Source organism: Thalassoglobus neptunius, from assembly GCF_007859735.1.
In the GTDB taxonomy this organism is placed as follows: Bacteria; Planctomycetota; Planctomycetia; order Planctomycetales; family Planctomycetaceae; genus Thalassoglobus; species Thalassoglobus neptunius.
On the sequence record NZ_SIHI01000008.1, the window covers coordinates 75,085 to 101,119 of the forward strand.

Sequence of the window (26,035 nt, forward strand, 5' to 3'; positions counted from 1 at the left end):
TCTGTTCTGGAGATTTTTTGAGCAGTTTCAAATTTCCCGGATCGTATGTGACCTTCAGTCTGCTGCCAAGTGGCGGCATTGGGCGAATATGTTACAACTAGACTTTTCTGACCGTTACCCATCAACTTCTATTAGTGTGTTGCCGTCATCATGAAGTTTCACGTCGCTGAAGCGTCTCCTGCCGAAATCGCTGCCAGTTGGCTGATTGTTGGGTGTTTTGAGGGCGAGTCGCTGAGCCCGGAACTGATGGAGTTGGATGAACTCCTCGGTGGCCAACTGTCTCGATTGTCGACCCGCGACGGCTGGCCCAGCAAGAGAGGGGAATCTCTCACCCTCCATGATGTCCCGTCGATCAAAGCTGATCGGCTCCTGATCGTCAATTACGGGGACGAGTCCTCACCGGACCTTTCCAAAACCTATGAGATCCTCTCCGGGGTTCTTCGAAAAGTTGCCTCAAAAGAAAAGCAGTCCGCCGCACTGACGATCCCGGCGTGCCTCATCGAGAAATTCGGAGAAACGGTTCTTCTCGAGCGGTTTGCAGAATGCGCGACGACAGCCTGTGCGTCGCAAGCGATTTATCGAAAGGAACGAGATCGCTTTGAGTTGACCGAAGTCAATATTCTGGGCCTTCCGGAATCTCCGTCAAACGAAGAAGCGATTCAGCGTGGAAGAATACTCGGTGAATCGATCAATCTGACGCGCGAACTCGTCAACCGACATCCGAACGACATCTATCCGGAAACGTTCGCTGCCCGCGCCGTCGACGCCGTTGTTTCACACGGAGTGACCGGAAAAATTCTGGACGAACACCTCATCGAGAATGAAAAGATGGGGGCTTTGATGGCTGTCGCTCGCGGAAGTGCCCGGCCGCCGCGCGTTGTCGTGCTTGAGTATCGAGGGGCTGGGGAGGATTCACCGACAATCGGACTGGTCGGAAAGGGAGTCACCTTCGACAGTGGTGGCCTGTCTTTGAAACCGTCTGCGAGTATGATCTCGATGAAGGCGGACATGGCCGGGGCAGCTACAGTGCTCGGAATCGTTCACGCTTGTGCCAAACTTGAACTGCCGGTGAATATTCTGGCGGTGATCGGATTGGTCGAAAACATGACCGGGCCCTCAGCGTACAAACTCGGTGAAGTGTTGACAGCGAGGAACGGAACGACGATCGAAGTTCACAATACCGATGCGGAAGGCCGACTCGTTCTCGCGGATGCTCTCTCGTATGCCGTCGACCACAAAGCTGATCGCCTCATTGATTTCGCCACTCTGACCGGTGCCTGTGTCGTCGCATTGGGTGAGGAATTGACGGGAGCATTCACCAATCAGCAGGAGTGGTGCGATCAAGTCATTCAGGCAACCCGTGATTCTGACGAACTGATCTGGCAATTGCCGATGTATGACTTTTATGCGGATCAACTGAAGTCCGACTTCGCGGACTGCAAAAACATCGGGACTCGCTGGGGCGGAGCGATTACAGCAGCAAAGTTTCTGGAGAAATTCGTCGATGACGTTCCCTGGGTGCATCTCGATATTGCCGGCGCAGCCTATTCTGAGAAAGAATGTGCAAGTCGTGACGCTGGCGGAACCGGTGCCATGGTTCGTTCCATCGTCGGATTGTTGTCGTCGTTGAACGAAGAGTCTTCGAAATAACACGGAAACAAACAGTGTGAAATAAGCACTGTGATTTGAGTCTCGAATTGAATTTCATGAATCGCACACGCAGACACGGAACTTGATTGAGTCAAACCGGACAAGTGAGTGCACAGGGATGAGCACCTAGCTCAGGACGTTCAGGAGGAAGTTTCAGATGCCACTTGATCTTGCGATTGTTCCCGTTGCCGGACTGGGAACACGACTGTTGCCAGCGACGAAGAGTCAACCAAAAGAAATGCTGCCGGTCGGCCGTCGTCCCGTCGTGCAATATGTCGTCGAAGAACTCAAAGAATCGGGCATTAAACGAATTCTGTTCATCACCGGTTACGGAAAGTCTTCGATTGAAGACTTCTTCGACGTGAACCATCAGCTCGTGAAGCATCTTCGCGAATCGGGAAAAGAAGAGCATCTCGCGGAATTGGCGTTCGAACGGAATCAGGTTCAATACGCATACACTCGCCAACGCGAACAGTTGGGATTGGGCCATGCTGTCTTGATCGGAGAACCATTCGTGGGACGGCAGCCGTTTGTTGTCGCTCTCGGTGACTCCATTATCGGCATGCATGCGAAGTCGCGGATCGTCGAGAGAATGATTGAAGAGTACGAACGTTCTCAAGCCGACGTCGTCGTTGCCTTCGAAGAATTGACCGATCCTCGTGAAGTCGTCCATTACGGAGTTGCGAAGCCAAGAGGCCCGATCAGCAACGACATCTTCGAACTGGAAAGTCTCGTCGAAAAACCTGCAATCGATGAAGCTCCCAGTAATCTGGCCGTCGCGGCTCGATACGTTTTCAGTCCCGCGATCTTCGAAGCTCTCGAACAAACCGATCGCGGAAAAGGTGGCGAAATTCAACTGACCGATGCCATGCAGCGAGTTCTCCGAGAAGGCGGGAAGGGGATTGGCATTCGACTGCCTTCCACGGAACCTCGATTTGATATCGGAAACTTTGAAAGCTACTTCCGGGCGTTTGTCGATTTCTCTCTCTCCGATCCTCAGTTCGGAGACGGATTGCGGACTTACCTTCGAGAGAAGCTCGATTCCGAAGAAGGAGTTTCGTAATGGAGATTATTCGCAAACGGGCTTACGCGCGGGCGGGACTGATCGGGAATCCGTCGGACGGGTATCACGGAAAAACGATCGCGTTCACCGTCCGTCAGTTTTTCGCGGAGGTGACTCTCTACGACTGGCCGAAAGTGGAGATCGTTCAATCCGTCGACGATCAGTCAAGCTTTCGGTCGATTCGTGATCTCTTCGACGACGTTCGACTCCATGGCTACTATGGCGGAGTCCGTTTAATTAAAGCGACGATCAAACGGTTCTACGAATACTGCGAAGAGAAGAACCTCGCCCTGCACGATCGAAACTTTTCGATTCGGTATTCCACAACAATTCCTCGCGCAGTGGGAATGGCGGGGTCGAGTGCCATCATCGTTGCCACTCTTCGAGCGTTGATCGAGTTCTATAACATCGACGTCCCGCAGCATATACAGCCTTCGTTGGCGTTAAGCGTCGAAACAAGAGAGCTGGGAATCGCAGCAGGATTACAGGACCGAGTTGTTCAGATCTATGAAGGACTTGTGTCGATGGATTTTGCGACCGACGTCATGACCGTTGAAGACGGAATGGAGTGCGGTCGTTACGAAAGCCTCTCGTCAGAGAATCTCAAAAACGTCTATGTGGCCTACAGCCTGGAAGCGGGCGAGCCGACATATGTCGTTCATAATCCGCTCCGTGCACGGTATCAGGCTGGAGATCCTGACGTTTTGCAAGCGATGGAGACGTTTGCCAATCTCACGGTGCAGGCAAAGAGTGCCATTGAACAAGGTGACTCATCAAAACTGCATCAACTCGTTGATCGGAATTTCGATACGCGTGCGAGCATCTGTACGATTTCGCCTTCTCAAAAGTTGATGATTGACACAGCCCGTGGCGTTGGCGCCAGTGCGAAGTTTGCAGGATCGGGAGGAGCGATTGTCGGAACGTTCGCCGATCAGAAAATGTTTAACGAACTCAAAGCCGCGCTCTTAAAGATTCATTGCGAGACCATTCAACCGCAAATCAACGTTTGACGAATCACTTTTTCGATCTCGCCATTCGAATCTCATTCCCAACTCTCTCAGCTTGAGATCTTTCGGGCTGGAGAATTCGAATTCTCTTTGTTTGATGTGAACCCGCATCACAACGTGAGTGTCCACACATTCTCAAACGCTTCCACTTTTCGATCTCGGAATCTCGAGAAAGAAACGGTGAGTGTTTGAAATGGGCGAAGCTGCGGACTGAAGACGCTCGACCAAATTCATGCCGGGCATGCACTCACTTGAACTTGCTTCTTTCGATAGATGCTGCGTTTGCTTGCGCGAATCACTGCGAACCCGAGAAGAAGATGCTCTCCAACGAAAAGAATACGACGCCATTGAACAATGAGAACTTTGCTGTCGCTGCGAGAGTTGCCCCGGAAGATCTTCGGTGTGGTCTCGTCGTCGCTGTGCTGAATCAGGTGTATGAGTTTCCCTCGTTCTTCTGGTGCCTCGACTCTCAAACGAACTCGCCGAGCGATCCGGTGCGCATCCGATGGCGCTCCCGTGATCGCGGACGCCCATGGACCGTGGAAGCCATTTGTCTTCCGTTTGTCCTCTTGCGAGATTTCAACGGTCGAGTCAGACGGGAAGATACACGCTCGACAGAATTCGTCCGCCTGGACGAAAAGTTTGTTCAAGCGGTCCATCGAGTTTCGAAGAAGAAAAAGTCCAGGAAGAAAGGCAAAGCTCGGTAATGATCGAGTGAGCCACTCAGCTTTCTTCCTGTGGCAAGAACGGATCGAAAGGGTCGGTTTCAAGGTCGACGTTTCGGTCGTGGCTGTCATCGGGTTCGGGGGAATCCTCAACAGACTCCGCGAGTTGGGAATCTCGTGGAGGGATTGCATCGGCGATACGCACGAGCACGCGGGTTCCCCGAATTCCCACCACTTCGATCGATTGTCCCGACTCGATGACCATGTCTTCACTGATCGCGTGCAAACGCTCTCCGTTGACTTCGACAAGCCCGCCGGGTGTCATCAGGTTCAGAGCTTTGCCTCGTTCTCCAATAAGCTCCTGGAGCCGATTCTGCTCATCCTGGTAGGGCGTTACTTCTTCTTCAGTGGGAGCGGTAAGCAGAATCCGATTCCCGAACGGAGTTTGAGTGAGGAGATAATAAATTCCGTAAAGGGTGATTGGGGCGAGAATCACCATCGTCGACAGATAAATCCTCCAGTAGAGAGGATGCGATGTCGCCCAGGCTGTGTACGCAAAGTACGCCGATCCTAAAAAGGAGGCAGCGCACATGACTCCAATGACCCCTCCAGAAGGGAGGAACAGTTCCAGCCCCAGCAGAAGGAATCCGACCAGCAGCAGGACAAAGGTCAGTACCTGAGCGTCCATGAGATCCTGTCTGAATTCGAGTCACTCGAGCAAGTCGCTCAATTTGGTGGGATCGTATGAATGGATAACGACAACAATGGTTGAAGTCGTTCATGCGATTTGTGAACACAACGACGAAGTCTGCTTCAAATGCAATCTTAGCTCACTGGTCGATGTGGGCAATCGATTGAAGCAGTTCCGAACGTTGGGATTGCAAACGCGGGTGGCTCAAAGACCTCATTAGAAATCGGAGAACGTGCTTGTCTCGGACGATTTCTTAACATTTCCAGAAAAGAGTGCCCAGAGTCGGCTCTTCGGACAGGACGAAGATTTTTCGGAGACCCGTGTCAGATGTTGGTCTCATCGTCACGATCGGATTGATCGCTTCCGGAAATGCTGAGCTGATTCGGATCGTGAGTTTCGATCGTGTCGAGGGCGGAAATGGTCTCAGGACTGGCATCGTGAGTGGACTCTGCAATCTTGGCCAGTCGACCAGACTGATAGCGACGATCGCTCACAGTAAAACGCCAGATCATGATCCCAAACAACAGGCCGATTCCCATCAGGAAACCGAAAATGTAGCGGCCCAGATTGTCATTCTTGTCTTGCGGGACTTGCTCAACCTCGACCAGCTTCATCGTCTTTGCAATGAGCATCGGAGCGATGTGCAAACCGAGTTCGGTGGCGTATCCATAATTCTTGAAGAAGTAACCAACGACGGTGACTGGCTCATCGATTTGTTCAGCGGGAGTTAGTGATTCCGGTTTTTCGGTGAGAAACACAACCCAGGGATTGTTTGCGGAATCAGCGGTGAAGATCCAGGCTTGCCAGAGGTCATCATCTTCCGACTCCGGATCACCATACGGGTATCGCTGAAGACGCCAGAGCGTTCCGTCAACGCGCAGAAGTTGCCCGCGATGTTTCTCGGAATCCGTAAAGACCACCCGAAATCCGGGATTCTCAGTTGCTGCTGCCTCCAGTTCCTCCTCGCTGAGGACCTGAGCCCGTTTGAGAACGATGTCCATTGCTGGCTCTTCGGTTCTCAGCAGCCCCACACGCCGGTCCTGAACGTCTTCCAAGAGCTCTTTCGGAATCTGCGAAACATCGAGTTGGAGGTTGTCGGCGGGCGGTTCCAGGTCAGCTTCTTTGGGGACGCGAAATTCATCCTGAGCCAGCGGAGTTTGATTGGGATCTTCGATTCGAAAATCGAGGTCTTCCAGATCGAGTTTTTTCAGTTCCGAAACGTCCGCTTCCTGACCAATGGAGAAGAACCATGCCCAGTTTTCCGCTCGAGATGTGAAGTCGATTGAGATAACGATCAGAAGCAGCATGCCGCAAAGCCCCATCAACCGATACTGGTCCTTGCGGTTGAGATAAGGGGCTGGCGACTTTTCGGTTTCAAACTTCACGGACGTGTACTTTGTTGCTCTGATTGATCGGCTTCCCGAATCGAAGAAGACCGTCGAGGGTTTCCAACCTCTATCATTCGAAAAAACTTCAGGCAGAGCAAGTTCCTCGGGATTCGCACGATCGGATTTCAGACGATGGAGCTTGGTGGTTTACAAGAACCTGTTGAACAGATCTCCTTCGCATCCGCACTCTCAAACGTCATGTTTCTGACGATTCTTGAGTTGGCGACGGCGTTCGCTGAGTCGAGCAAACAGACGTGAGAATCGTTGTGGCGGTTGGTGATTTCCGCTTTCAGGATTCGTTTTCTCCGGCTCTTGCGGAGTTGGTCGCTCGTGCTCAAGCGGACTTGAGTTGACGGGCTGAGCACTGACATCGTGAATCGTCTCGGACTCGAATTCACTCGGCAGCGGAGACGGTTGAACGACATCGAGTTCAATCCAGGTATCTCCTTGCCAGTTCGAATCACTCGAACGTGAACGTTGAGATCGCTGAACGACCTCGGCAATTTCTTGTCCGAGATCCTGAACGGTGATCAGGATTTCATCTTCCTGACCCATCTCGGACTTGTCGGCAACGGAGCGTTTGATCGACGTCAGTGAATTTCGATAACCGACCGGATGCGGATAGTGTTCCGAATCGAGAATGTGGTCGAGGTCAATTTCTTCCCGCTCTTGCAGCCCATCGAGCGTCGCGTATTTGTCTCGGATGAGTTCTTCGATCATTTTCGACTGCTCGTCCTGATCAGCGGAAGCGGAGAGTTCAACAGCGGGCTGTTCCTCGTGTTCCGCTGCAGGTGATGATTCGGAAGGCGACTCAATCCCCGCCCCGACTTCGAGAACAGAGAACTCAACGGTCTCATTCAGATTCAGAGGCAACTCGGAAGTCGCGTTGTTCGAATCCTCGTTTTCTTCGTCGAGGGAAGTTTCGCTCAATTCAGACTCAACGCCCTGGTCATCAGATTCGGAGGAGGAGAACTCTTCCGTCGATTGTTCCGGCAGTTCGAAGAGGTCCGTTTCACGTGAGGAATCCTGAGTCAACTCTTGTTCGGACTCAACGTCGCTACTGACGTCGTTCCAATGCAGCGGAAGCTCTTTCAAGTCTTCCAGTGCCGCCAGAACAGTTGCCTGTTGGAAAGGTTTGAGTTCCTCAGCGAAGGCCAGAATGAGGCTATGGTCAGCAAGTTGGCAGAGACACCGCGGGTTGCCATCACTCGCTCGGCAAATGGTCTCAAGAGCACTCTCGTCGAGAACGTCGCCCGGATTTGAAACTCCGCACATCCGGAGTCGTTCGACAATGAAAGTGATCGACTCGTCGAGAGAGAGCAGCTTCAGGCACGTTTGAACGGCAACACGCTGATTGAAGGCATCCAAAGAGGGATGGACAAGTTTTTCCTCAAGTTCGAACTGACCACTTAAGACAAGCTGAATCAACGATTCGCCGTCCGGGGCATAGTCCGCCAGAATTCTGAGTTCCTCGAACAACTTGGAATTAAGGAGGTGTGCTTCGTCGACGATGATCAGCAGGTTCCGCCCCTCGCTGGAGATGGCGCGCGCCGCATCCATGATCTTCAGCCGAGCTTCGTGCTCGTTGAGCCCTTCGTATTCAATCCCGAATTCGTAGAGGATGTGTTGAAGCAGATCGAGGCGGTTCGAGAAGGTCGCGGTTCCCAGAAGAATTGTTTGAAAGCGCGAAGCTGCAAGATCAGCCAGTTTCTTGCAAAGGATTGTTTTTCCGAGTCCAGCCGGAGCGGTGACGACTCCAATCCCGCGAGATTGCATCACGCAATTCAGCAATTCGTTCAGCGATTTCTTCGAGGACTCCAGATCCACATAGAGGTCGGGATTGGGGATATTGTTGAAAGGTCGTTTATCCAGTCCAAAAAATTCTTCGTACACCACTTCACCTCATCCATGAGGAACTATCACCGGAACTTTACAGACCGTCTCAATTGAGCCGAAGACACGCCCGTCAATCTCATGATCGATCCGGGGGGCGTTGACTATTCAGCAAATTGCTCTCAGGTGGAATAACTAGAACAATACCACCAGTTTAACGCAGGAACTGCCGGTGAAGGGCCTCGGATTCAAGCGAGAGCTGTCTGCCGCACCTCAAATGAGTTGAGAATGACTCGACTTGCATGAGTCAGAATCAATTTGAGAACGGTCTGTTTTCGATGATCGGAGAAGTTTTGAATTCGCCACTCCTGCCGCAGCGAGAAGTGCAATCGCGGGCACAACGGGGGCTCTCATCCGGGCATTGCTCCAATAAATCAGATGCACACACGTGAATGCGATCACGAGGCAAAAGACGGGTCCCCACGCGATCCATGCTTGTGACCCGGACCGGAGAAGGCGAACGATGCCGATCGCCATGAGAGTCCAAAGCATCGCGTAATAGATTTGAATTGTTCGCATCAGCGCGGACGGGATTCCTTCTGCAGCAGGGGCCATCGGGCCGAGATTCCAGAATCTCAGGAAGCGAATCCCGCAGGACTTAATAAATTCTGTCGGCCTGCGGCGAATTGTTTCCTGAGCTTTGAGAGACATCCATCGATCGCGCTCGATCTCACTTCGAAGCCCCAGTCGGTCCATCTCTTGATTAACGCTGTGCGCCCACACAGCTTGGCCGGGGCCATGTTGACCATCCCAGACAGTGCCCAACGGTTGATTCACGACTTCGTCGTAAAACGCATCATTATTTCCCAGCAGAACGGTATAGCCTCCGTGAGTCGTCATGAGCACGGGACGCCCGAATGCGCCCCAGTTCCGAAGTACCCAGGGCGACACGATCAGCAAGATACCAAGCCCTCCGAAGAGAAGAGGACGCATCTCACGAGAGTGACTATTTGCGAGCCGGGCTTTCGCTTCGGTTGTGATCATCCAGAGGGCGATCAAACCTCCAAAGGCCCAAAATGTAGGCCGCGTCAACACCGTGACTCCGAACAGGAGACCGGTGAGTGAATTTGCCGCAGGCGAGGCTGCGTTTCGATTCGTGAGCCGGGCGATTAACCCAGCTGCGAGAAAGGCCGTGATTGATTCGGTCATCGACAGCGACGTGTACCGGACGAGCAGGGGATCGAGTCCGAAAATCAAACACGCAATGATGCCTGAGAACGGATTCAGGTTGAGATTCTGACTCGCTCTCCAAATGCAATAGACGCCCCCCACGGCACAGAAAACATTGAGTAACCCTCGTCCCCATCCCCCGCCAAAATACTCAAACGGTGTGATCAACACCGGATAGAACGGTGGGCGAAAAGCGGTCGACTGTTCCGTTCCGGGAGTGGAAAATCCTCGCCCCGCTGCCAGTCCTTCAGCAAGCTGAATGTACGAGTCCGGATCGTCCGACAATTCCGAGGATCGAAGAACGACCACGCCCACTCGCACAATGAAACACAGAATGAGACAAGCGATCAGCCAGAAGGAACTACGAGAGAGAAGCGGCCGCAACGGACGGGCTCCCTGTCGGTGATTCGGAAGATTCTTGTTTCGACGCGGATTTCAGGCTGAAGTCCGGGGGAGCGACGGTCGGAAACCGCAGCGAGAACTGTGTTCCGTGTCCAACAGCAGTCTCGACGCGAATTCGTCCTCCGTGGGCTTCCATGACTTCCCGACACAAGGAGAGTCCCAATCCCGTTCCTCCCTGTCCGTGATCATCGGCCGTTTTGGTGGTGTAAAAACGTTCGAAAATCCGGGGTAACACTTCAGGAGAAATTCCGGATCCCTGATCCCGGATTGAGATCTCAGCACATTGATCGTCGACGGACTCAGAAACCTTGATGGTCAGAGTTCGACCGGCGACCATGGCTTGTCGGGCATTCACAATCAGGTTGAGTAAGACCTGCTGGACTTGCCCGGCGTTCACATTGGCATAAGGCTCCGCGAGATACTGGGTATCGAGGTGAATGCGGTGAACTTTGAGATCTTTCTCAACGAGGATGATCACATCGCGCACAAGTTTGGAAAGATTGTGCGGATCGCGTCGACTCTCGCTCGAGCGGGAATAGGCCAGCAGCCCCGTCGTGATTTTGGCAGCCCGCTGACTTGCGTTCAGGATTCTGTCGAACGCCTTGTCCCGCGCCTGTTCATCCTTTTGGCGCAGACCGAGTTTGGAGTAATTGATGATCGTCGTGAGGATGTTGTTGAATTCATGAGTCATCGATGATGCAAGTTCACCGATCGAACCCATTTTCTGAGATTGAAGCAGTTGTTGACGCAACCCTTCGATTTCTTTTCGTTGCTGTTCAATGACTTCGGGAAGTGATTGGGACGGCATGGAGATTGTCACTTTGGTTTTCTTGAGGGCAGTCCAGATGGACTACGTGATGAATCTGGAAAAACAGAGTCCATCGGCAGAATCGGCATCATTCGACAAGAACTTCAAACCGTTCGTAGCTGGATTGCGAGTGCAGCGAAAAGTTGGTCCGTCGTCCAGTTCGGGTAACTTGGGGAAGGTTGTCGAAGAAGGTTGTGACTCATCCAGTCGCTCAGCGCGCGGTCAGATTCCTCAATCGACAAAATCGGAAATCTCCTGAATGTCTTCTCTCGGGATGTTCGCCGAAGCCATCGCTGCGTGCAGATCCGCAACTGCTCCTTCTTGAGCGTTCTTATAAAACAGGACGCGAAGGCGAATTCCGTTGTCGCTTCCGGAGGCTTTCTTCACAAGCTCAACAACTTCTTCCAGCGAGATGACTTCGCCACCTTGCGGTTCTTCGGGATCGGTCAATCGATATTTGTCAGCTTGAATCGCCACAGTCACAAACGGCGAGACAGGTGCTGTTTCCGAGGCAGGGAGAGTCGAGACTGAATTGCGCAAGTCGCTGCTTACGGAAACTTGTGAATAGTCTGTGCTTGAATCATCTTCGTTGTTAGTCTCGGAGTTTTCCGTAGCGACATCGCCTGCTTCGTCAGAGTGAGTGCCCAGTCCAGGAATTCTCCACAATTGTCCCATGATAAAACCGAGCACAAGAATGACCCCGATTCCGCCTGCGTAACGTTTCTTCATCGTTCGTTTCCTTGGATCGACAGACTGGATTGGCATCCTGTCTGATAAAAATTGCGTCTGTCTTCAGGTTACCCGGAAACTTGTCAGCTATTCAATTCGGAATCCGAGATCGGCGTAATCATATCTCGTTCGGCTACTGCTCTCGAAATTCATTCTGAGAATAATTTGAGGGAGCGCATCGCGAACACCTTCTGTCGCCCAACGCTGAGAGCGACGATCGTAGGTGAGCATCATGATGACGAGATCTTTCGGGTCAGGCAGCGTGTGGGCGGTTTCGATAAACTCGTCTATGAATTCCTGCTGAACGAAATCTTTCGAGATGTCGATGGGAATCTGCATCTTCAGAATCTGGTCGCCGCTGGAAATCGTCAGGAAGTTGTCGGGAGTGACATGCACGTCCCAGACATCGCATCGCTTTCGAATTTCCTCATACGAAAGAAGGTGCTCGATGACGCGGCCGGATTGCTCGACAGCGATCTGTCGAAACCGCTCTTTGAGACGTTCGACTTCGGACGTCGTTCTGCCAGCAGGAGGTTTCGTCGATGTAATCGTCCGTTCGACCACCTGTTCGGGAATGTCGAACAGTTCTACGAGAAGGTCGGTCAGCACATTTTGTTGTTGCTGAGTTGTTTCGAGTTGGTCCTGAGCAAGTGCGAGTTGCTGTGACTGTTCGCTTAACTCGCCGCGGAGAACGGAGAGTCTTTGTGCCGTTTCAAAAAGCTCCGCTTCCACTGTCTTCAATTCAGCAATCGTCTGATCACGTTCGACCAGTGCCGCAGATGCTTCCTGTTCGACAGCGACTTGCGTTTCCTGAACTTCCATATATTGAGCGAAGATGACAATCAGCAGGAGATCAAGCAGCGGCGTCAGCTGCAGCGTCATTTTTCGCACTCCCTGAGTCGTCGTCATGCGATCTCCTCAGCTTGCTCAGCGAATGCCAGTTCTCGTTTGACGCGCGCAACCGTTTCGCGGACATGCCTTCGATTCTCAGAGAGTCTCCCGAATGGGGTTTCGAGGCAACTGTTGATGAACATCAACAACATCGCTGCGATGAGACCGGCAGCGGTCGACCAGATGGCGTCTCCGAACCGACCCAGAATGAGCCCAACGGTCGCGGTCGATTCACCTGCTCCTCCAGGATTCGCCTGAAGTGCCGCTCCGATCGCCAGAATCGTTCCCAGGACTCCAGCGAGGGGATATGCCTCAATCATGGTGCGGGCCATGTTGTAAACTGTCTCGAACATCATCGAATTCAGGTATCGCCGCTTCTCGTCGAGAACACGCATTCTTTGAAGCAGAATTCCGCGATCAGCTTTTCGGTCATCTTCGTCGAGAGCTTCGTTGACATCCGAAAGGAAAGCATCGATCTGGTCAGAGAGATGAGCTGTCGAATCCAGCAGACTCTGATGGCTCATGCCTCTCGTGAAATCGAAGAGTGCGGACGCGATCTTCTTGAGATCTCTTCGTGACCAGATCCACAAGACCAGAAACACAAACAAGTGCACCGCGCAGGTCAGGGCGATGATGAGTGTCGAGAGTGTCGACAGGTATTGAAGAAGTTCGTTCATGAGTCCCTGTGGATCAGTATGGGGCAACAGCAGTGGCCTCCAGAGTACGCAGAACGCGACATTTCTTGAAGCGCAAGCGATGACAAGTGCTCTTTTGGTGATCTGAATGACCATTTGACGTGCTTCATCTCGCAGCAGAGTTAAATCACCGGGGCGTTTTTGAAGAGGCTGGCACCATCCGAGTTTTCGATTCATTCATCACAAGGCCGACGATCAGACGAGCAATGTGGCGAAATCGCTTCGTGTTGATCTTGATCAACGGATTTCTCCTGTTCGGAGACTCAAGTCGGAAGCTCTCACGAATTTGGAAATGACGCCTGAAATCGAGAATTCTTAGCAATTTCCCCAAATCCGAGATTTCTTTGCGATGTGAGCAGAAATATACAACTCCGGAAAAATGCGTGATCTAAATTGCAGTAGTGTGGACGATTAAATGCAATTCAATTGCGCATATAAGAGAGAGACACTATGCTATCCCTCAACCGAAGGCGGGCTGGGAGGCAAGTCAGGGCTACCGGAGATCGAAACTCCGGGGTGGTGCTTGTCGAATTTGCTTTGGTTTGTTCACTCTTTGCTGTCTTTCTGGCAGCGATTGTGGAGTTTGGTCATGTGTACATGGTCATCAACATTCTGAATGCTTCTGCAAAGCGTTCAGCACGATACGGGGCTGTGGAGGGCATCACCAGTGCTCAGGTGGCCTCGAAAGTAGACACCATTCTCAGTTCGACGATTTCCCCGGCGCAAGCGACAACGAAGGTGCTCGACGGAAACTGTTTCGATGATCCGGACTTCGACTTTGACACGTTCGATCCCGATTCGCTTGAGCAAGTTGAATTGACTGATCTTGATCGTCGAGAGCTGTTCGTTGTGCGTGTCACCGTGCCGTATGAACAGGTGGCCATAATGCCTCCGTTCTGGGTCAGAGGAATTACGCTGGTTGGCCAATCCGTGATGCGTCACGAATAAGGAGTAGTTCGAATGAGAGTTTCATTGAAGCGATTCAAGTCGGCGTGCCAGTCAAATCGACGTGCTGTGGCAACGGTTGAATTCGCGATTGTCGCTCCGATTTTCATGTCGATCGCTCTTGGTGTGATGGAGATGGGGCGAGCGCTTGATGTGTCCACGAACCTGACAAGTGCTGTTCGCGAAGCAGGGCGTTTTGCGGCGATGCACCGGAACGGAATTGTTCCCCCGGGGACGACGACGAATCAGAAAGTCATTCAAGACATTCGCAACGTGCTCAAAGCCAATGGAGTCAATGGCGATGCAGCCACGATCACGATTACGCATGCAGAGGGACCCAATCAGGGCCAGACGTTCGATTTGGATTCCTCGGCGAATTACATGCAGTACTTCAATATCAACATCTCCATCGCTTATCAGGAAGTGAGCGGTTTTCCCCTCAAATTTATGCACGGACAGTCATTGCGTTCGTCAATCATCTTCCGACTCGGATTGAAGTAGTCGAAAGTTTGAGGGCTGAGTTCGAATTCGGGTGGAACAGATCACCCGAAACGATGCTCAGCTCTGATTCAATGGGCTTACTGAACGATGATGTCGCGGATCCACTTACCAATTTGTTCCAGGATGTGAATTCATGAAAGTGAAACAAAAAAGATGGTGGTCAAGGATGGCACAAATGTCTAAGGAGTTGAGGGGGCGCAGAGGGGCATTCTTGATTCTCTCTGCCGTTGTGCTTGTCGGGTGTCTGACGATTGTGTCGCTGGCAGTCGATATCGGGTTCTTAAACCTGACGAAACAGCGGATGCAAAATGCCGTCGACGCAGCTGCACTGGCAGCTTCGCTCGAGATTACAAACGCCATTAACAATGCACCGCTCGATACGCTTGACGTTACGGTGTATGCGCAAGCACAAGCCCGCCTTGAAGCTGCTCGTGTTGCTCAGCTCAATGGCGTGTATGTTGACCCGGACACAGATGTGACGTTCGGAAAACGAACCTACAACGACGATACCGACAGCTACAGTGTTGAGTGGAATACATCGCCTTCGAATGTCGTCAAAGTTGTCGCTCGCCGCGACAATGATGATGTTTCTCAACCTGATGGCAAGCTGCAACTCTTCTTCTCTGGTGTGACCGGGGATCGACGGGCAGCCGTCCGAACTGATGCCATTGCCTATGTTGAATCTCGTGACATCGTTGTTGTTCACGACTTTTCTCGTTCGATGAACTTCGACAGCTACTTCAACGACGAATCGAACTACCATCTTGCCGATGCTGAGGTGATCGCGAACCTCGCGAAGGTCTGGAATGATCTTCAGATGCCAAATACTGGCAATCTCTCGTTCACTCCTGAGTATCTGACGGTGACGAATAGTTCCGATGGTTTAACCGCCTCTGTTGAATTCCAGTTCGACGACCTCCGGGTCACCAGTGGTTCGGAAATTCAGCAAGTTCAGGTTCGTTATACAAATGGAAGCTCCCATACATTCACAGGTCTCAGCGGCAACGATGTCGATATCAACGGAAACCGAGATATTGAAACAGCCTGGGTGACTCTCAATGCATCGGGGGAATCCGAACCGGTGACCGTCACGGAATCGGGAGTGGATGTCGAGTTTTCAGGAGACCGGATGACGGCGACAATTAATGCGCCGTATCGAGTCCGCGAAGTGTATGTTGGTTTCACGAACGGCGGAGATGACTATGAAAGTCACGGAAGCTACGGACCATACAACTACACCTATGAAGCAAATGAACCCATCGATTATCTGTATCTGGAACTCCTCGATGGACGGTCGTTCTGGTACTACTTCGACGCTCCCGATGGTGCTGGAACTGTCACGATTCGGTTCGATGATACGAATTCTGCAGTACGGGACTACTTCGGCCTTACTGAGTCATATCCGTATCGGTCTGGAAGCTGGAACGGATATATCGATCACGTTCGGACCTATGGAGAGTTTAGAGACCGCAACTATCGCGAAAAATACGGCGGACTCACTCTGATTAACTACATCCTGAAGTATTACTCAAGTGCGAATGAGACTGCAGATCTCTGGAAGACCCGTCACTATCCGTTTCACGCGATTAAAGAAGGGCACTTCCTGTTCTGTGACTATCTCGCCGATTTGGGATTTGATGACCACATCGGGATGGTGAGTTACGACACGAATCACCGTATGGAAATGGTGGTTAATGAGGATGATCCACTCATCCCTTACGTGGATGTCCGAGATGAGCCGATTACGGACGATTATCTCTCAATTAAGGACTTGATGCGTTACAAGCAGGCGTCCCACTATTCGAATGCAACGAATATGGGCGGCGGTTTGAAAGATGGAACGCTGATGGTAAATACCTACAGCCGACCTGGGTCGAAGAAAACGATCCTGCTCATGACCGACGGAAATACCAACACCATGGATTCCGGGGAGAGCACAAGCCTTCCACACGGTTGGAGCTGGAACGAACTACTCGACTACGACAACGATGGAAACGCGGACTACTCGACTAACAGTGGTCACAAGCGATATGTGCTGCGTCTTGCCTATGAGGCACAGCAAGCTGGGATCATGATTCACACCATGAGTGTGGGGGTCGATGCGGATCGTGACCTGATGGAAGCGATCGCCCATCTCGGCGGCGGCCATCACATCATTGTTCCTGGAGGAGCAAGTGTTTCCGATATGGAAGCACAAGTGAATGCCGGCTTCCATCGAATCGCCTCGTTTGTTCCACCAGCAACTCTGCTTCCTGAGGAATAACCGAGAGTTCACTGAGAAGTGGTCCAGACTTCATCAAGACGTGGCGAGCAATAAAACGCTCGCCACGTTTTTTTATTATTTGAAATTCGTTCTCTGGTCGTTTTCTCGATGCGATGTCGTTGTTGCTGTCGCTGTCGATGAATTCTCGAACCAGAAAACAACACGCGTTGAAGACCGCGTCTCAGTTGAGTTTTGAATCACTCTTCATCTTCGTCTTCGGTGAGAGGAGTCAGAATGACATCGAGACCGATCACAGTGGTTTTGATGTCCCATTCATTTCTGTGCCAGTCCTTGATGATTCGCTTGGCCTCGAGGCGATCGAGTGTTTGCTGCACATAAAGCGGAGCCATGTCTTCGAACTCCTGAAGGAGGTCAAGTTTTCGGCCGACGAGGCTGATCATTCCGCTCAGTGGAGCTTTTCCATGCTTTTCAATCCACTCTTTCCCTTCCGGTGACGCAGCATCAGGCCCAGTGAGTGTCAGGCGGAAGGATCGGATGGCCTTCCCGAATGAGGCAAAGATTCCATCCCCGAGGCCGATGTAGTCTTTGTGAATAATGTGCAGCTGCCCTTTGCGAACACGCGCCACTTTGTAGACCCAGTCCAAATCGGTCTCGATGAAATCCATCTTCAGCGCGACGTTCATCGCTTTCGCGAGATTTCTCAAAGCGATGGCAGGCGACGTCGATCGAGGAGAAATTGAGAGTTCAAGATCGCTGATCCCGCCCGCTTTCCGAGCTGTGATCACGTCAGACTTTCCCGAAGCTGGAAGCCCAATGGAAAAATCCATGTCATCTTGTTCGGAGCTCGATGCTTTTTTCGCCATGTTGCCTGCCTTGTTTCTCGGGCTGCGCCTGAATCAGAAATCTCAACGCCGACTGAAAACGATACCGTATCGGATCTTTCGCGGGCAATGACCCGCTTTCAAGGGGCATTGCCAAATTGTCTTCACGAAGTTGCACGCGCCAACAGGACGAACAACAAGTCAACTGGTCCGGACTCGGGCCCGGGAAGAGAAGTGATGAGGTCGCTTCACGCTCAAGTTGCCATTTTGTTGCGGTAACATTCGACGACAATCCGCAGTGTCGTGTAGTCGATATTCTCTTCAAAGTGTTCGAAGAGATCCTTCAAGCGGGGAGATTTCAGTTCCTCAAGTGCAGATTCTACTGTGCTAATGATTTCAGGACGCACCCATCGTTCCGCATCGGTCGTCTGCCGTGCGCGAAGATAGTCGACGAGGTATTTTTCAACGGTGGACGGTTGGCGGCCCAGTTCCTCGCAAACTTGCTCGATCGATTTTCCCTCGTCAAAGAGCGGGAAAACTCGAAGACTCGCCTGTGAGATGGGTCGACGGGACGGTTCAACATTTTGCCCCTCTTCGGAATCTTCAACGACCTCAGAAGGAGACGATTCCTGTTGCAGCGAGTTGCGAATCAGGCTCAAGAATTCTTCCCCGTATTGCTCGCACTTCTTGGTTCCAACGCCTGAGACTTCAAGGAACTCCTGTTCGGTTGTCGGAAGTTTCGATGCCATATCTTGCAAGGCAGCATCTCCGAAGATGAGATACGGAGCGACCGATTTCTCCCGTGCGATGCGAGTGCGGAGGATACGGAGTTCTTCAAAGAGTTCTACGGACCCGGCAGGGACGGTCGACTTCGATGACGTTTTTCGAGATGCCGAAGAGGAGCGTTTCGGAGTTGGCATCGAGAGCCTCGGTTCGACTTCCCCCCGCAGAAGTTTTCCGCCTTTTTCCGTGATCTTCAGGATTCCGAACTCTCCTGAAGTGCCGAGAAATCCCTGGCTGACAAGTTGGCCAATCCATGCTTTGATGGTCTCTTGAGATTTGTCGCGGAGAAGTCCATAGGTCGTCAGCTCATCGTGTGCGTTCTGACGAATTCGGTCATCCGCCCGGCCCTGTAACACTCGAACGGTGTAGCTCGTGGCGAATTGTTCTCCCTGCCGATAGATCGAAGAGAGAATCATCTGAGAGTAGCGAAGCGAATCCGGTTCGAACTCTCGTCCGTCAGTGCAGTGATCGCATCCGGTCCCGCAGTCTTCCTGGAGTTCCTGTCCAAAATGTTCCACCAAACTCCGGTGTCGGCAGTCGAGGGAATGGCAGAAATCGACGACGGTTTGCAGCGACTCAAGTGAAGCTTGTTGGAGAGTCGGCGGCTGGTCACTGAAAATTCTTTTCCAGGTTCGGGCGTCGTTGCCTCCGAAGAAGAGGTGGCATTCCGAGTTCAATCCGTCGCGCCCAGCCCGGCCTGTTTCCTGTTGATAGTTTTCGAGGGTTTTGGGAATTCCAATATGGATCACAAAGCGGACGTCGGGCTTGTCGATTCCCATTCCAAAGGCGACGGTCGCGACGATGATTTGAATTTCGTCTTTGATGAAGGCGTCCTGATTCGCCTGTCGTTGTGCGTCGTCCATTCCTGCATGGTACGCCGCAGCCCGATATCCCAGCGACTGAAGCTGATCCGTCACACGTTCAACTTCTTTGCGGCTGATGCAGTAGATAACTCCCGCTCGTGATGGGAATTTCTCGATCACCCCTTGAACCTGTTCCAGCAAATTGTCTCGCTGGGCGATCCGATAGAAGAGATTCGGCCGATCGAAGTGGCCGATCAGAACTTCCGGTTCGTGAAGCCCGAGTTGTTCGATGATGTCTGCCCGCACCCGGTTTGTTGCTGTGGCTGTGTAACCATGAAAACTGATTTCCGGAAACCATTCTCGCAGCGATTTGAGTTCTCGATAATGCGGGCGAAAGTCGTGTCCCCATTGGCTGACGCAGTGGGCTTCATCGACTGCGACAAACGACGGGTTTCCCGATTCAATCAACCGGGTGAGTTGGCCACGCGCCTGAATTCGTTCCGGGGCCAAATAGAGAAGTTTGATTTCTCTGCCTTTGATCTGGTCGGCAATTTCCCACTTCTCTTGAGCAGTGAGTGTGCTGTTGATAAAGGCTGCCGAGATTCCATTCTCTCTGAGTGAGTCGACCTGATCTTTCATCAACGAGATCAAAGGTGAAATGACAATGGCCATCCCTTCGCGGCACATCGCAGGAGCCTGATAGCAGAGAGATTTCCCGCCACCGGTTGGAAGGACGACCAGCGAGTCACGGTCTGCGAGGACAGACTCCATTGCGGGCAACTGCAACTCGTGGAAGGAATCGTATCCCCAGTAGTCCTTGAGGACTTTCGCAAGCTGTTTGCGAGAGTGCAGTGCTTGATCAGATTTTGCCGCAGCGCGAGTCATCCGTGTCGCCTTGAAAACTTCCGGAAGTTTGAGTTCTGCGAGTCTTTAGAGCAAGTTGCTCTTTCCTGTGCACTCGCTTGAGCTTTTTCATCAGGTCAATGGCTGAGTTTGCTCGTGCGAGTGAGTGCACACCAAAACAGAAAATGATCTAGATAGAACTGGACTCGGGATCAGTTGATTTGGTCGAGTGTCTCGTTGCTGTTGACCATTCCCTGTCCGAATTCGCTGGCCCAGAGCGACGAGTCGTGCTGGACGAGTTGCAGTTTTCTCACGACATCCGGATCGCGGAGAATTTTGTCGGTCAGTTTTTCGCCGAGGTTGGTCTCCTCAAGTGCTGTCGAGAGACGGGCTGCCAACATCGCCCGTCCGAATTGTCGCTCATGCAGGAGTTGGTCAACCGCTTCATCATAGCTGGACGTCGCGAACATTTGATGGGGCGGGGCCACTTTTTCCAGAAGTTCCCTCGTCCACGTCGCGGGGTCACTGCTTCCGTAAAGACTCGGCCCCAAAACTGTCCGCAGGGCGCGATTTCTTCGATCGAGCCAATTGAGCAATGGCCAGATCAGGCAGGAAATAATGCCGAAGGAAGCACTGATCGCGAGGAGACGCAGTGTTTCGCGATTCCATTCGCGAAGGCCCTCATAGAGTTCCAATGTGAGGAAAAGAAAGAACCCCGTGTTGCATAAAACGGGAACGACAGCCCATCGTCGAAGAAACGCTGCAACCACGAGGCCCACGGACCAGCGAATGGGAACTTGCAGGTAGTTGAACGATTGCCCGGTCGCCGATTTTCTGAAAATGTGGACTGTTTTGAGCGGAACGACCGGGAGATGGGCGATGCAAAAGCACTCCACAGCATCGAAGTCTGTTGTGTCTCCGGAGCTGGAATATTTCCACGAAAGGTGTCCGCGAGCGTCGCAGATTGATGTTCCGAATCCATGGACTGTTGTTGGCATTCTTCACATTCAATTCGAAACGCTCGAAGACTCGGATTCGTAGCGAATGGATCACAGATAAGGAGAGACCCATTCGCTCAGTTCTTCCTGGGAAGCGTATCCGGTTCGCGATCGTTTGACACGTCCGTGATCGAAAAGGAAGACACGAGGAATCCCGGAAACACCGTAGTGCTTTGCTAGATGGGGTTTCTCGTCGACATTAATTTTGACGACGTGCAGCTTCCCGGAATAACGCGATTTCAGCCGGGCAAGTTTCCGGGTCCATGGCGACACACGGAGGGCACCAGTCGGCACCGAATTTGACGAGGACAGGTTCGTCCTGATCGACGACTCGCGCCTGAAACCAGTAGTCGTCTGGTGGGGACATCATCGCATTCCGGAGTGGAATGAATGCGAGTGCCAACAGAAATCCTGCAATTCCAAGGAGCGGTTTCACTGTGTTCATTGTGGGATGCCGGTGAACGAGGTTGGGTGATGGATTCGCCCCAACCTACGGTTCACTGACAACGCAGGATCACGTTAATGAGTTGTCGTTCCCGGTCGACTGCAAATCGAACAGAACCTTTTCCGGTTTTGCCAATTGTTCGGATTGCGAGTCCCGGGGCGTTCATCGAGTCGCTCAGTTCTTGACCACTTTTTTGGCCGAGCCGCCGATGCAGTAGAGGTGATCGAATGTTCGAATCAGAATTTGCCCATCTGTGAAGACGGGAGTCGAGACGATGAATTCGTCATCTCCGAGCTCATTCGTCGCGATGATCTTTTTGCGATCGGTATCAACCACAAATGTGACGGCGTCTTCGCGGACCAGATACAACCGGTTGCCAGCGAGGATCGGAGACGAACTGAATTTGAGGCGATGCTTGGGCGTTTCGACTTTCCAGAGTTCTTCGCCTGACTCGGCGTCGATACAGCCGACTTGCCCTTTGTCTGTGCACAGAAAGACTTTGCCGTCGATCGCGGCAGGCGTCGGGACGTCAGATGAAAAATCCTTCTTCGTCCAGAGGACGTGTGATTCCGTCACGTTTCCGCTTCCACCCATGCGGATTGCAGTGAGTGTGGCTCCTCGGGCGTAAGGGGCAATGACGATCCCGTTGGTAATCACTGGTGAAGCAATGGAACGGAAGAACCGTTCCTGTTCGGGATTCAATGTTCCGACACGCCACAGCTCTTCACCGTTCTGTGCAGAGTGGCAGGTGACGAAGTCGGCCCCGAGAACCACGATTTGTTCCTGTCCCTCGAATTCCGTCACGACTGGAGTTGAGTAGCTTTGCGCTGCTTCTTCAGGGGCTCCCAATTCGCGATCGACTTTCCAGACTTCTTCACCCGTCTTTTTGTCGAAAGCTGCGAGATAAGAAGGGGAGGGCGGACTTTGCATGCAGGCGATAACGACGTTGTCTTCGGTGAGAACCGGAGATGTTCCGAGATCCCACCAGAGAGTGTCTTCACCATAGGCAGCTTGAAGGTTTTTCTTCCAGACAACTTCCCCCTCAAGGTTGAGTGCTGCGAAGTCGCCGTTCTTGTAATAGACGAAAACAAGTTCTCCGTCGGTAACTGGAGAAGGGTTGCTGGCGCTGGCTTTCTTATGTTTTCCGGCTTTGGCTTCCCCGAGCGTTTGTTGCCACAGGATCTCTCCTTGACGGTTCAAGCAGAGCAGGCCGTTTTTCTCGTCGATCGTACAAGAGACGAAGATTCGGTCTCCCAGCACGATTGGAGTGGAACCACTTCGGCTTGGCAGGCTGATGCTCCAGGCGAGGTTCTCCTCGTCGGACCATTCGACGGCATAGTTTCCGCTGTCGACGGTTCCGTCGATTCCGGGGCCGCGCCAGTTTGTCCAGTCTTCCGCAATGACTGCGGTGCTGAGCAATAAGGGAAACGCAAAGAGGGAGAGAGCTATTGAAGGTGTTCGCATGGAAACTCCGGGAGTCAATCTGTCGGTCAAAAAGTTCATCAGTGGAACAGATCAACAATTATGATTGAGTCGGCCGCAATTGAAAAGGTGATCGGGCCTGTGGATTCTCAATCTTCAGGGCCCGAAGCAGAAAGTTACCCTGTCAGCATCGCGAAATCGGGCCAGAACATTCTCAATTTGGTTTCCACTGACTCGCACCCGCAAACTCAACTTTCGGATGAGTGAGACCGCACAAGCGAGTGCACAGGACAGAGCAACTTGCACTATCCGCGTGGATGGCACTTTGTGTGAATTGACTTTAGACGACTGTGTTCCACTTGCGTGTAGATTTGAGTCGTTCGGATGCTGGCGTGCCCGAGCATCTCCTGCAGTGCACGAATCTCTGCTCCCCCGGCGAGCATATGAGTTGCGAAGCTGTGCCGGAGCGTATGCGGACTGATCTTGTCGCTGCACCCGATTCGTTTCGCGTACTTCTTCACGACGTGCCAGATCATAATCCGCGTCACTCCCCGTCCGGTGCGAGTGACGAACAGATCGTCAGCGTCTCGTCGACGGATCAATTGAGGACGTTCCTTATGAAGGTAATCGTCCAGCGCCTTGCGGGCGACGGGATTCAGATTGACGATGCGTTCCTTGTTTCCTTTTCCGAGGCACCGGCAATAGTTTTCTTCGAGTCTCAAGTCTCTCAACTGCATCCCGGCAACTTCAGATGCACGGCAACCAGTCGCGTAAAGAACAGTGAGAATGGCCCGGTCGCGTTTGGGGAAGCTGTCTTCCCATGATGGAGCATCGAGAAGTCGGTCAACCATTTCCGGGCTGAGGACAGTCGGAAGATATTGCCAAAGCTTCGGCGAAGACATCAAGTCGACGGTGCTCTCAGCGACGACTCCTTCCAGCACCAGATAGCGGAAGAACATTTTGATCGCGACAAGCCGGCGAGAAATAGTCGTCGGCTTCAGATTGCGTTCATGGAGAGCTTGCAGGAATTGCGAGAGAGCATTGAGATCGACGTCGAGGACTGATCCAACGTGCGAGTTGTTCATCCAGGTGACGAACTGCTCGATGTCATTTTTATACGCCTTCACCGTGTTCAGCGACATTCCGCATTCAGCCTGCAGATACGAGAGAAACGCATCGACAAACTGGGAAGGATGGAGGTGATGTTCCACCGAACTCGGAGCGGATTGTTGGGGACGGCGACGAGGAGGCATATCAAATGTCTGGGGAAGAAGTTTCCTTGACGACGAGTTTCACTGAAATTCCTGGGGCACGTTGTGAACGCCCCTGCGGAATACCTCGACTCGATGTGTGGCGGTGGTCCACGATCTCTTTCGGAACTGTTAAAGTCAGCCACACGAGAGGTGTTGCACTGCCTGTTCACACTGTCAGGACGCATTCGACGCCGAAGCGGTTCTGTCTTTCTGCAGTGCGCATGCCCTCTTCGGGAAAGTTCTCGGAACTTCAACGTGTCCTGCTTCTCGCGACGATTACAGCGGTCAGACAAACGTGGAAGAAAAGGCGATCAGGAGCATTAAGCCACCGCAGACAACTCTAGGAAGAATCTTGATCTGTTCTTCCGTGAGGAATCGCGTCAGAAGTCGCTTCTCGACTTGATCGGCGGAATCACGAATCGGCGCTGTCGGAGTGATGACAGAGCCCAGCCACGCACCTCCTGCCGCACCCGCGACAGCTCCCAGAACGGCAAGCATGGAACCGATGATGGGAACAGCCATTCCGGCAATCACACACGTCAAACTTCCAAGACCAGCGCCGACGAGGATTCGGCTGCGGCTGGTCATGTCTTTCGTGGCCCGGAAGAGGGAATGTCGTCGAATGGCGAAATTGAATGAGTCTCCGAGCACAGCCAGCAGGCCGATCAGACAAATGGCAAACCAGCCTAATCCAAGCCCACTCGGTCGGGCTGGCAACAGCGACATAAACAGAAGGCAGTTTGCGAAAATGATCCAGTGCCCTGCCAGACGGTAGAAAATCCCCGCCCAGGCAATGAGATTGGCGATGAGGAGAACTATCGCCGACAGATAATAGATCCAGTCACTCATCGTCTCTCCCGTTTCTCTGGAATCGTCCACCGGGAGGATTGTGCTGTTTTCTTTCTTGTCCGAAACTCGAATTCGCATCCAAAAATAAAAGCGACGGCATCGAGATCGACGCGGGACAAATTTGCTCGTTGGCGGTTTGTCGAGTGAAGAATTGCTTTCTTGAAGAGAGAAGTGTTGGGAATGGAACGACAGAATGAATCCGAGGAGAGAAGCGATCAGCCATCGGCATTCCCTCGGTTGTCCTCAGACTTGCAATCGCTTCCGGAGATTCCGGGCGGATGGCAAGACCGAAAGTTTGACGTCTCAGGAACAACACTTGAAGTTTTGTGTCCTTCACAACCGGATCTCTTCCTGGATGACGATGAAGTTTTAAAGGCCAATGAGCAAAACGGCTATACACCGTATTGGGCGTTTCTGTGGCCCTCTTCGATTACAATGAGTCAGTTGATGTCGCAAGCGCCATGGGCACCTGGAACACAGGTTCTTGAGCTTGGATCGGGAATTGGTCTTGTGGGGTTGGCGGGCTTGGCGCGAGGAGATCGCGTGACCTTCAGCGACTATGATCCAACCTCGTTGCATCTGTGTCGCATGAATGCCGTTCGCAACGGGTTTTCAGACCCTGCGACGCTTCAATTGGATTGGCGGGAACCGATTGCCGAGACGTTTGATGCCATCGTCGGTTGTGAAGTCACGTATGATGCCCCGTTGCATGGTGTCATCCTGAACTTGCTCTCCCTGATGCTCTCTGAAAATGGGGTCTGCTGGCTCGGCGATCCCGGACGATATCAGTCTGAGAAATTCTATCAATTGGCCCAGAGTCAAGGATTCTCAATTCGGGTCTTCGACTCGAAACTGAATGAACTTGAACAGCCAGAATCCAACGATTTTCAGATCATGGAACTGCGTCGATCATCGACCGCACAGAAGTCATGAGAACGAGTTAGAGGCTATCCGGAAACTGAGGTTTTTTGAAAGTCTGGTTTTGTTCACACTTTGCGGTTCATCAACGCAAAGGAGTGCACGGTGTCCGAGGCGATTCGAAAAGCGTACCCAAGTGACCTGACTGACCTTCAGTGGGAGATGATCGAAATGATTC

General features: G+C 52.3%; 24 protein-coding genes. 8 read left to right on the plus strand and 16 right to left on the minus strand.

Annotated elements, in window-relative coordinates:
- The first annotated feature begins 150 nt into the window (after window positions 1-150).
- The 4 genes from KOR42_RS15010 (at window position 151) to KOR42_RS15025 (ending at window position 4,427) form a co-directional block, all read left to right on the plus strand.
- Window positions 151-1,650: a leucyl aminopeptidase gene (locus KOR42_RS15010; protein ID WP_146510655.1), complete on the plus strand. Its 1,500-nt coding sequence runs from the start codon at window positions 151-153 to the stop codon at window positions 1,648-1,650.
- Between the two features lie 157 nt (window positions 1,651-1,807).
- Window positions 1,808-2,713, plus strand: coding sequence for a UTP--glucose-1-phosphate uridylyltransferase (locus KOR42_RS15015; protein ID WP_146510656.1), 906 nt, complete (start codon window positions 1,808-1,810; stop codon window positions 2,711-2,713).
- Window positions 2,713-3,723: a mevalonate kinase family protein gene (locus KOR42_RS15020; RefSeq protein ID WP_146510657.1), complete on the plus strand. Its 1,011-nt coding sequence runs from the start codon at window positions 2,713-2,715 to the stop codon at window positions 3,721-3,723. Before KOR42_RS15015 ends, KOR42_RS15020 begins: the two co-directional genes overlap by 1 nt.
- 314 nt (window positions 3,724-4,037) lie before the next feature.
- Window positions 4,038-4,427 (plus strand): hypothetical protein, encoded by a 390-nt coding sequence (locus tag KOR42_RS15025; RefSeq protein ID WP_146510658.1) that lies wholly within the window; start codon window positions 4,038-4,040, stop codon window positions 4,425-4,427.
- A 16-nt stretch (window positions 4,428-4,443) separates the two neighbouring features.
- On the opposite strand, the gene KOR42_RS15030 is transcribed toward KOR42_RS15025, so the two are convergent.
- From KOR42_RS15030 to KOR42_RS15065, 8 genes are all read right to left on the minus strand, one after another.
- Window positions 4,444-5,073: an NfeD family protein gene (locus KOR42_RS15030; RefSeq protein WP_146510659.1), complete on the minus strand. Its 630-nt coding sequence runs from the start codon at window positions 5,071-5,073 to the stop codon at window positions 4,444-4,446.
- 326 nt (window positions 5,074-5,399) lie between these two features.
- Complete coding sequence (locus tag KOR42_RS15035) at window positions 5,400-6,461, minus strand: hypothetical protein (RefSeq protein ID WP_146510660.1); 1,062 nt, start codon at window positions 6,459-6,461, stop codon at window positions 5,400-5,402.
- 192 nt (window positions 6,462-6,653) lie between these two features.
- Window positions 6,654-8,357, minus strand: a complete 1,704-nt coding sequence (locus tag KOR42_RS15040) for an ExeA family protein (protein ID WP_146510661.1) — start codon at window positions 8,355-8,357, stop codon at window positions 6,654-6,656.
- A gap of 213 nt (window positions 8,358-8,570) precedes the next feature.
- Complete coding sequence (locus KOR42_RS15045) at window positions 8,571-9,836, minus strand: hypothetical protein (RefSeq protein ID WP_146510662.1); 1,266 nt, start codon at window positions 9,834-9,836, stop codon at window positions 8,571-8,573.
- A gap of 52 nt (window positions 9,837-9,888) precedes the next feature.
- Window positions 9,889-10,737, minus strand: coding sequence for a sensor histidine kinase (locus KOR42_RS15050; protein ID WP_146510663.1), 849 nt, complete (start codon window positions 10,735-10,737; stop codon window positions 9,889-9,891).
- Window positions 10,738-10,968: 231 nt separating this feature from the next.
- On the minus strand, window positions 10,969-11,466 hold the full coding sequence (locus tag KOR42_RS15055; protein ID WP_146510664.1) for a hypothetical protein: 498 nt from the start codon (window positions 11,464-11,466) through the stop codon (window positions 10,969-10,971).
- 87 nt (window positions 11,467-11,553) lie between these two features.
- Entirely contained in the window at window positions 11,554-12,375 is an 822-nt protein-coding gene (locus tag KOR42_RS15060; RefSeq protein WP_146510665.1) for a hypothetical protein, read from the minus strand.
- Window positions 12,372-13,229 carry a MotA/TolQ/ExbB proton channel family protein gene (locus tag KOR42_RS15065; RefSeq protein WP_231740940.1) on the minus strand — a complete coding sequence of 286 codons (858 nt, stop codon included), beginning with the start codon at window positions 13,227-13,229 and terminating at the stop codon, window positions 12,372-12,374. Before KOR42_RS15065 ends, KOR42_RS15060 begins: the two co-directional genes overlap by 4 nt.
- Before the next feature lie 273 nt (window positions 13,230-13,502).
- On the opposite strand from KOR42_RS15065, the gene KOR42_RS15070 reads away from it, so the two are divergent.
- The 3 genes from KOR42_RS15070 to KOR42_RS15080 all read left to right on the plus strand — a co-directional run bounded on the left by KOR42_RS15070 (window position 13,503) and on the right by KOR42_RS15080 (window position 16,761).
- On the plus strand, window positions 13,503-14,000 hold the full coding sequence (locus KOR42_RS15070; RefSeq protein ID WP_146510666.1) for a TadE/TadG family type IV pilus assembly protein: 498 nt from the start codon (window positions 13,503-13,505) through the stop codon (window positions 13,998-14,000).
- Between the two features lie 12 nt (window positions 14,001-14,012).
- Entirely contained in the window at window positions 14,013-14,498 is a 486-nt protein-coding gene (locus KOR42_RS15075) for a TadE family protein (RefSeq protein WP_146510667.1), read from the plus strand.
- A 175-nt stretch (window positions 14,499-14,673) separates the two neighbouring features.
- Entirely contained in the window at window positions 14,674-16,761 is a 2,088-nt protein-coding gene (locus KOR42_RS15080) for a vWA domain-containing protein (protein ID WP_197441214.1), read from the plus strand.
- Between the two features lie 197 nt (window positions 16,762-16,958).
- Here the strand turns inward: KOR42_RS15080 and KOR42_RS15085 are convergent, their stop codons facing one another.
- The 8 genes from KOR42_RS15085 to KOR42_RS15120 all read right to left on the minus strand — a co-directional run bounded on the left by KOR42_RS15085 (window position 16,959) and on the right by KOR42_RS15120 (window position 24,939).
- Window positions 16,959-17,549: a hypothetical protein gene (locus KOR42_RS15085; protein ID WP_146510669.1), complete on the minus strand. Its 591-nt coding sequence runs from the start codon at window positions 17,547-17,549 to the stop codon at window positions 16,959-16,961.
- 248 nt (window positions 17,550-17,797) lie between these two features.
- Complete coding sequence (gene recQ, locus KOR42_RS15090) at window positions 17,798-20,014, minus strand: DNA helicase RecQ (protein WP_146510670.1); 2,217 nt, start codon at window positions 20,012-20,014, stop codon at window positions 17,798-17,800.
- A 170-nt stretch (window positions 20,015-20,184) separates the two neighbouring features.
- Entirely contained in the window at window positions 20,185-20,970 is a 786-nt protein-coding gene (locus KOR42_RS15095; protein WP_146510671.1) for a hypothetical protein, read from the minus strand.
- 51 nt (window positions 20,971-21,021) lie between these two features.
- Window positions 21,022-21,264, minus strand: coding sequence for a thioredoxin family protein (locus KOR42_RS27875; protein WP_390620888.1), 243 nt, complete (start codon window positions 21,262-21,264; stop codon window positions 21,022-21,024).
- Entirely contained in the window at window positions 21,170-21,406 is a 237-nt protein-coding gene (locus tag KOR42_RS15105; RefSeq protein ID WP_231740941.1) for a thioredoxin family protein, read from the minus strand. Before KOR42_RS15105 ends, KOR42_RS27875 begins: the two co-directional genes overlap by 95 nt.
- A 183-nt stretch (window positions 21,407-21,589) precedes the next feature.
- Window positions 21,590-22,879 carry an outer membrane protein assembly factor BamB family protein gene (locus KOR42_RS15110; RefSeq protein ID WP_146510673.1) on the minus strand — a complete coding sequence of 430 codons (1,290 nt, stop codon included), beginning with the start codon at window positions 22,877-22,879 and terminating at the stop codon, window positions 21,590-21,592.
- Between the two features lie 263 nt (window positions 22,880-23,142).
- Window positions 23,143-24,090, minus strand: a complete 948-nt coding sequence (xerD, locus tag KOR42_RS15115) for a site-specific tyrosine recombinase XerD (RefSeq protein ID WP_146510674.1) — start codon at window positions 24,088-24,090, stop codon at window positions 23,143-23,145.
- A gap of 285 nt (window positions 24,091-24,375) precedes the next feature.
- Complete coding sequence (locus tag KOR42_RS15120) at window positions 24,376-24,939, minus strand: hypothetical protein (protein WP_146510675.1); 564 nt, start codon at window positions 24,937-24,939, stop codon at window positions 24,376-24,378.
- Window positions 24,940-25,119: 180 nt separating this feature from the next.
- Here KOR42_RS15120 and KOR42_RS15125 point away from each other — a divergent pair, with 180 nt between their 5' ends.
- Window positions 25,120-25,872, plus strand: coding sequence for a class I SAM-dependent methyltransferase (locus KOR42_RS15125; protein WP_146510676.1), 753 nt, complete (start codon window positions 25,120-25,122; stop codon window positions 25,870-25,872).
- The last annotated feature ends 163 nt before the right edge of the window (window positions 25,873-26,035 follow it).

Bases quoted from the DNA above. Each gene is read 5' to 3' on its own strand.
- KOR42_RS15070 (WP_146510666.1), top strand. From the start codon at position 13,503: ATGCTATCCCTCAACCGAAGGCGGGCTGGGAGGCAAGTCAGGGCTACC.
- KOR42_RS15055 (WP_146510664.1), bottom strand. From the start codon at position 11,466: ATGAAGAAACGTTACGCAGGCGGAATCGGGGTCATTCTTGTGCTCGGT.
- KOR42_RS15020 (WP_146510657.1), top strand. From the start codon at position 2,713: ATGGAGATTATTCGCAAACGGGCTTACGCGCGGGCGGGACTGATCGGG.
- KOR42_RS15025 (WP_146510658.1), top strand. From the start codon at position 4,038: ATGCTCTCCAACGAAAAGAATACGACGCCATTGAACAATGAGAACTTT.
- KOR42_RS15120 (WP_146510675.1), bottom strand. From the start codon at position 24,939: ATGAGTGACTGGATCTATTATCTGTCGGCGATAGTTCTCCTCATCGCC.
- KOR42_RS15125 (WP_146510676.1), top strand. From the start codon at position 25,120: ATGGAACGACAGAATGAATCCGAGGAGAGAAGCGATCAGCCATCGGCA.
- KOR42_RS15060 (WP_146510665.1), bottom strand. From the start codon at position 12,375: ATGACGACGACTCAGGGAGTGCGAAAAATGACGCTGCAGCTGACGCCG.
- KOR42_RS15065 (WP_231740940.1), bottom strand. From the start codon at position 13,229: ATGAATCGAAAACTCGGATGGTGCCAGCCTCTTCAAAAACGCCCCGGT.
- KOR42_RS15015 (WP_146510656.1), top strand. From the start codon at position 1,808: ATGCCACTTGATCTTGCGATTGTTCCCGTTGCCGGACTGGGAACACGA.
- recQ (WP_146510670.1), bottom strand. From the start codon at position 20,014: ATGACTCGCGCTGCGGCAAAATCTGATCAAGCACTGCACTCTCGCAAA.
- KOR42_RS15085 (WP_146510669.1), bottom strand. From the start codon at position 17,549: ATGGATTTTTCCATTGGGCTTCCAGCTTCGGGAAAGTCTGACGTGATC.
- KOR42_RS15080 (WP_197441214.1), top strand. From the start codon at position 14,674: ATGTCTAAGGAGTTGAGGGGGCGCAGAGGGGCATTCTTGATTCTCTCT.
- KOR42_RS15095 (WP_146510671.1), bottom strand. From the start codon at position 20,970: ATGCCAACAACAGTCCATGGATTCGGAACATCAATCTGCGACGCTCGC.
- KOR42_RS15050 (WP_146510663.1), bottom strand. From the start codon at position 10,737: ATGCCGTCCCAATCACTTCCCGAAGTCATTGAACAGCAACGAAAAGAA.
- xerD (WP_146510674.1), bottom strand. From the start codon at position 24,090: ATGCCTCCTCGTCGCCGTCCCCAACAATCCGCTCCGAGTTCGGTGGAA.
- KOR42_RS15075 (WP_146510667.1), top strand. From the start codon at position 14,013: ATGAGAGTTTCATTGAAGCGATTCAAGTCGGCGTGCCAGTCAAATCGA.
- KOR42_RS15030 (WP_146510659.1), bottom strand. From the start codon at position 5,073: ATGGACGCTCAGGTACTGACCTTTGTCCTGCTGCTGGTCGGATTCCTT.
- KOR42_RS15010 (WP_146510655.1), top strand. From the start codon at position 151: ATGAAGTTTCACGTCGCTGAAGCGTCTCCTGCCGAAATCGCTGCCAGT.
- KOR42_RS15110 (WP_146510673.1), bottom strand. From the start codon at position 22,879: ATGCGAACACCTTCAATAGCTCTCTCCCTCTTTGCGTTTCCCTTATTG.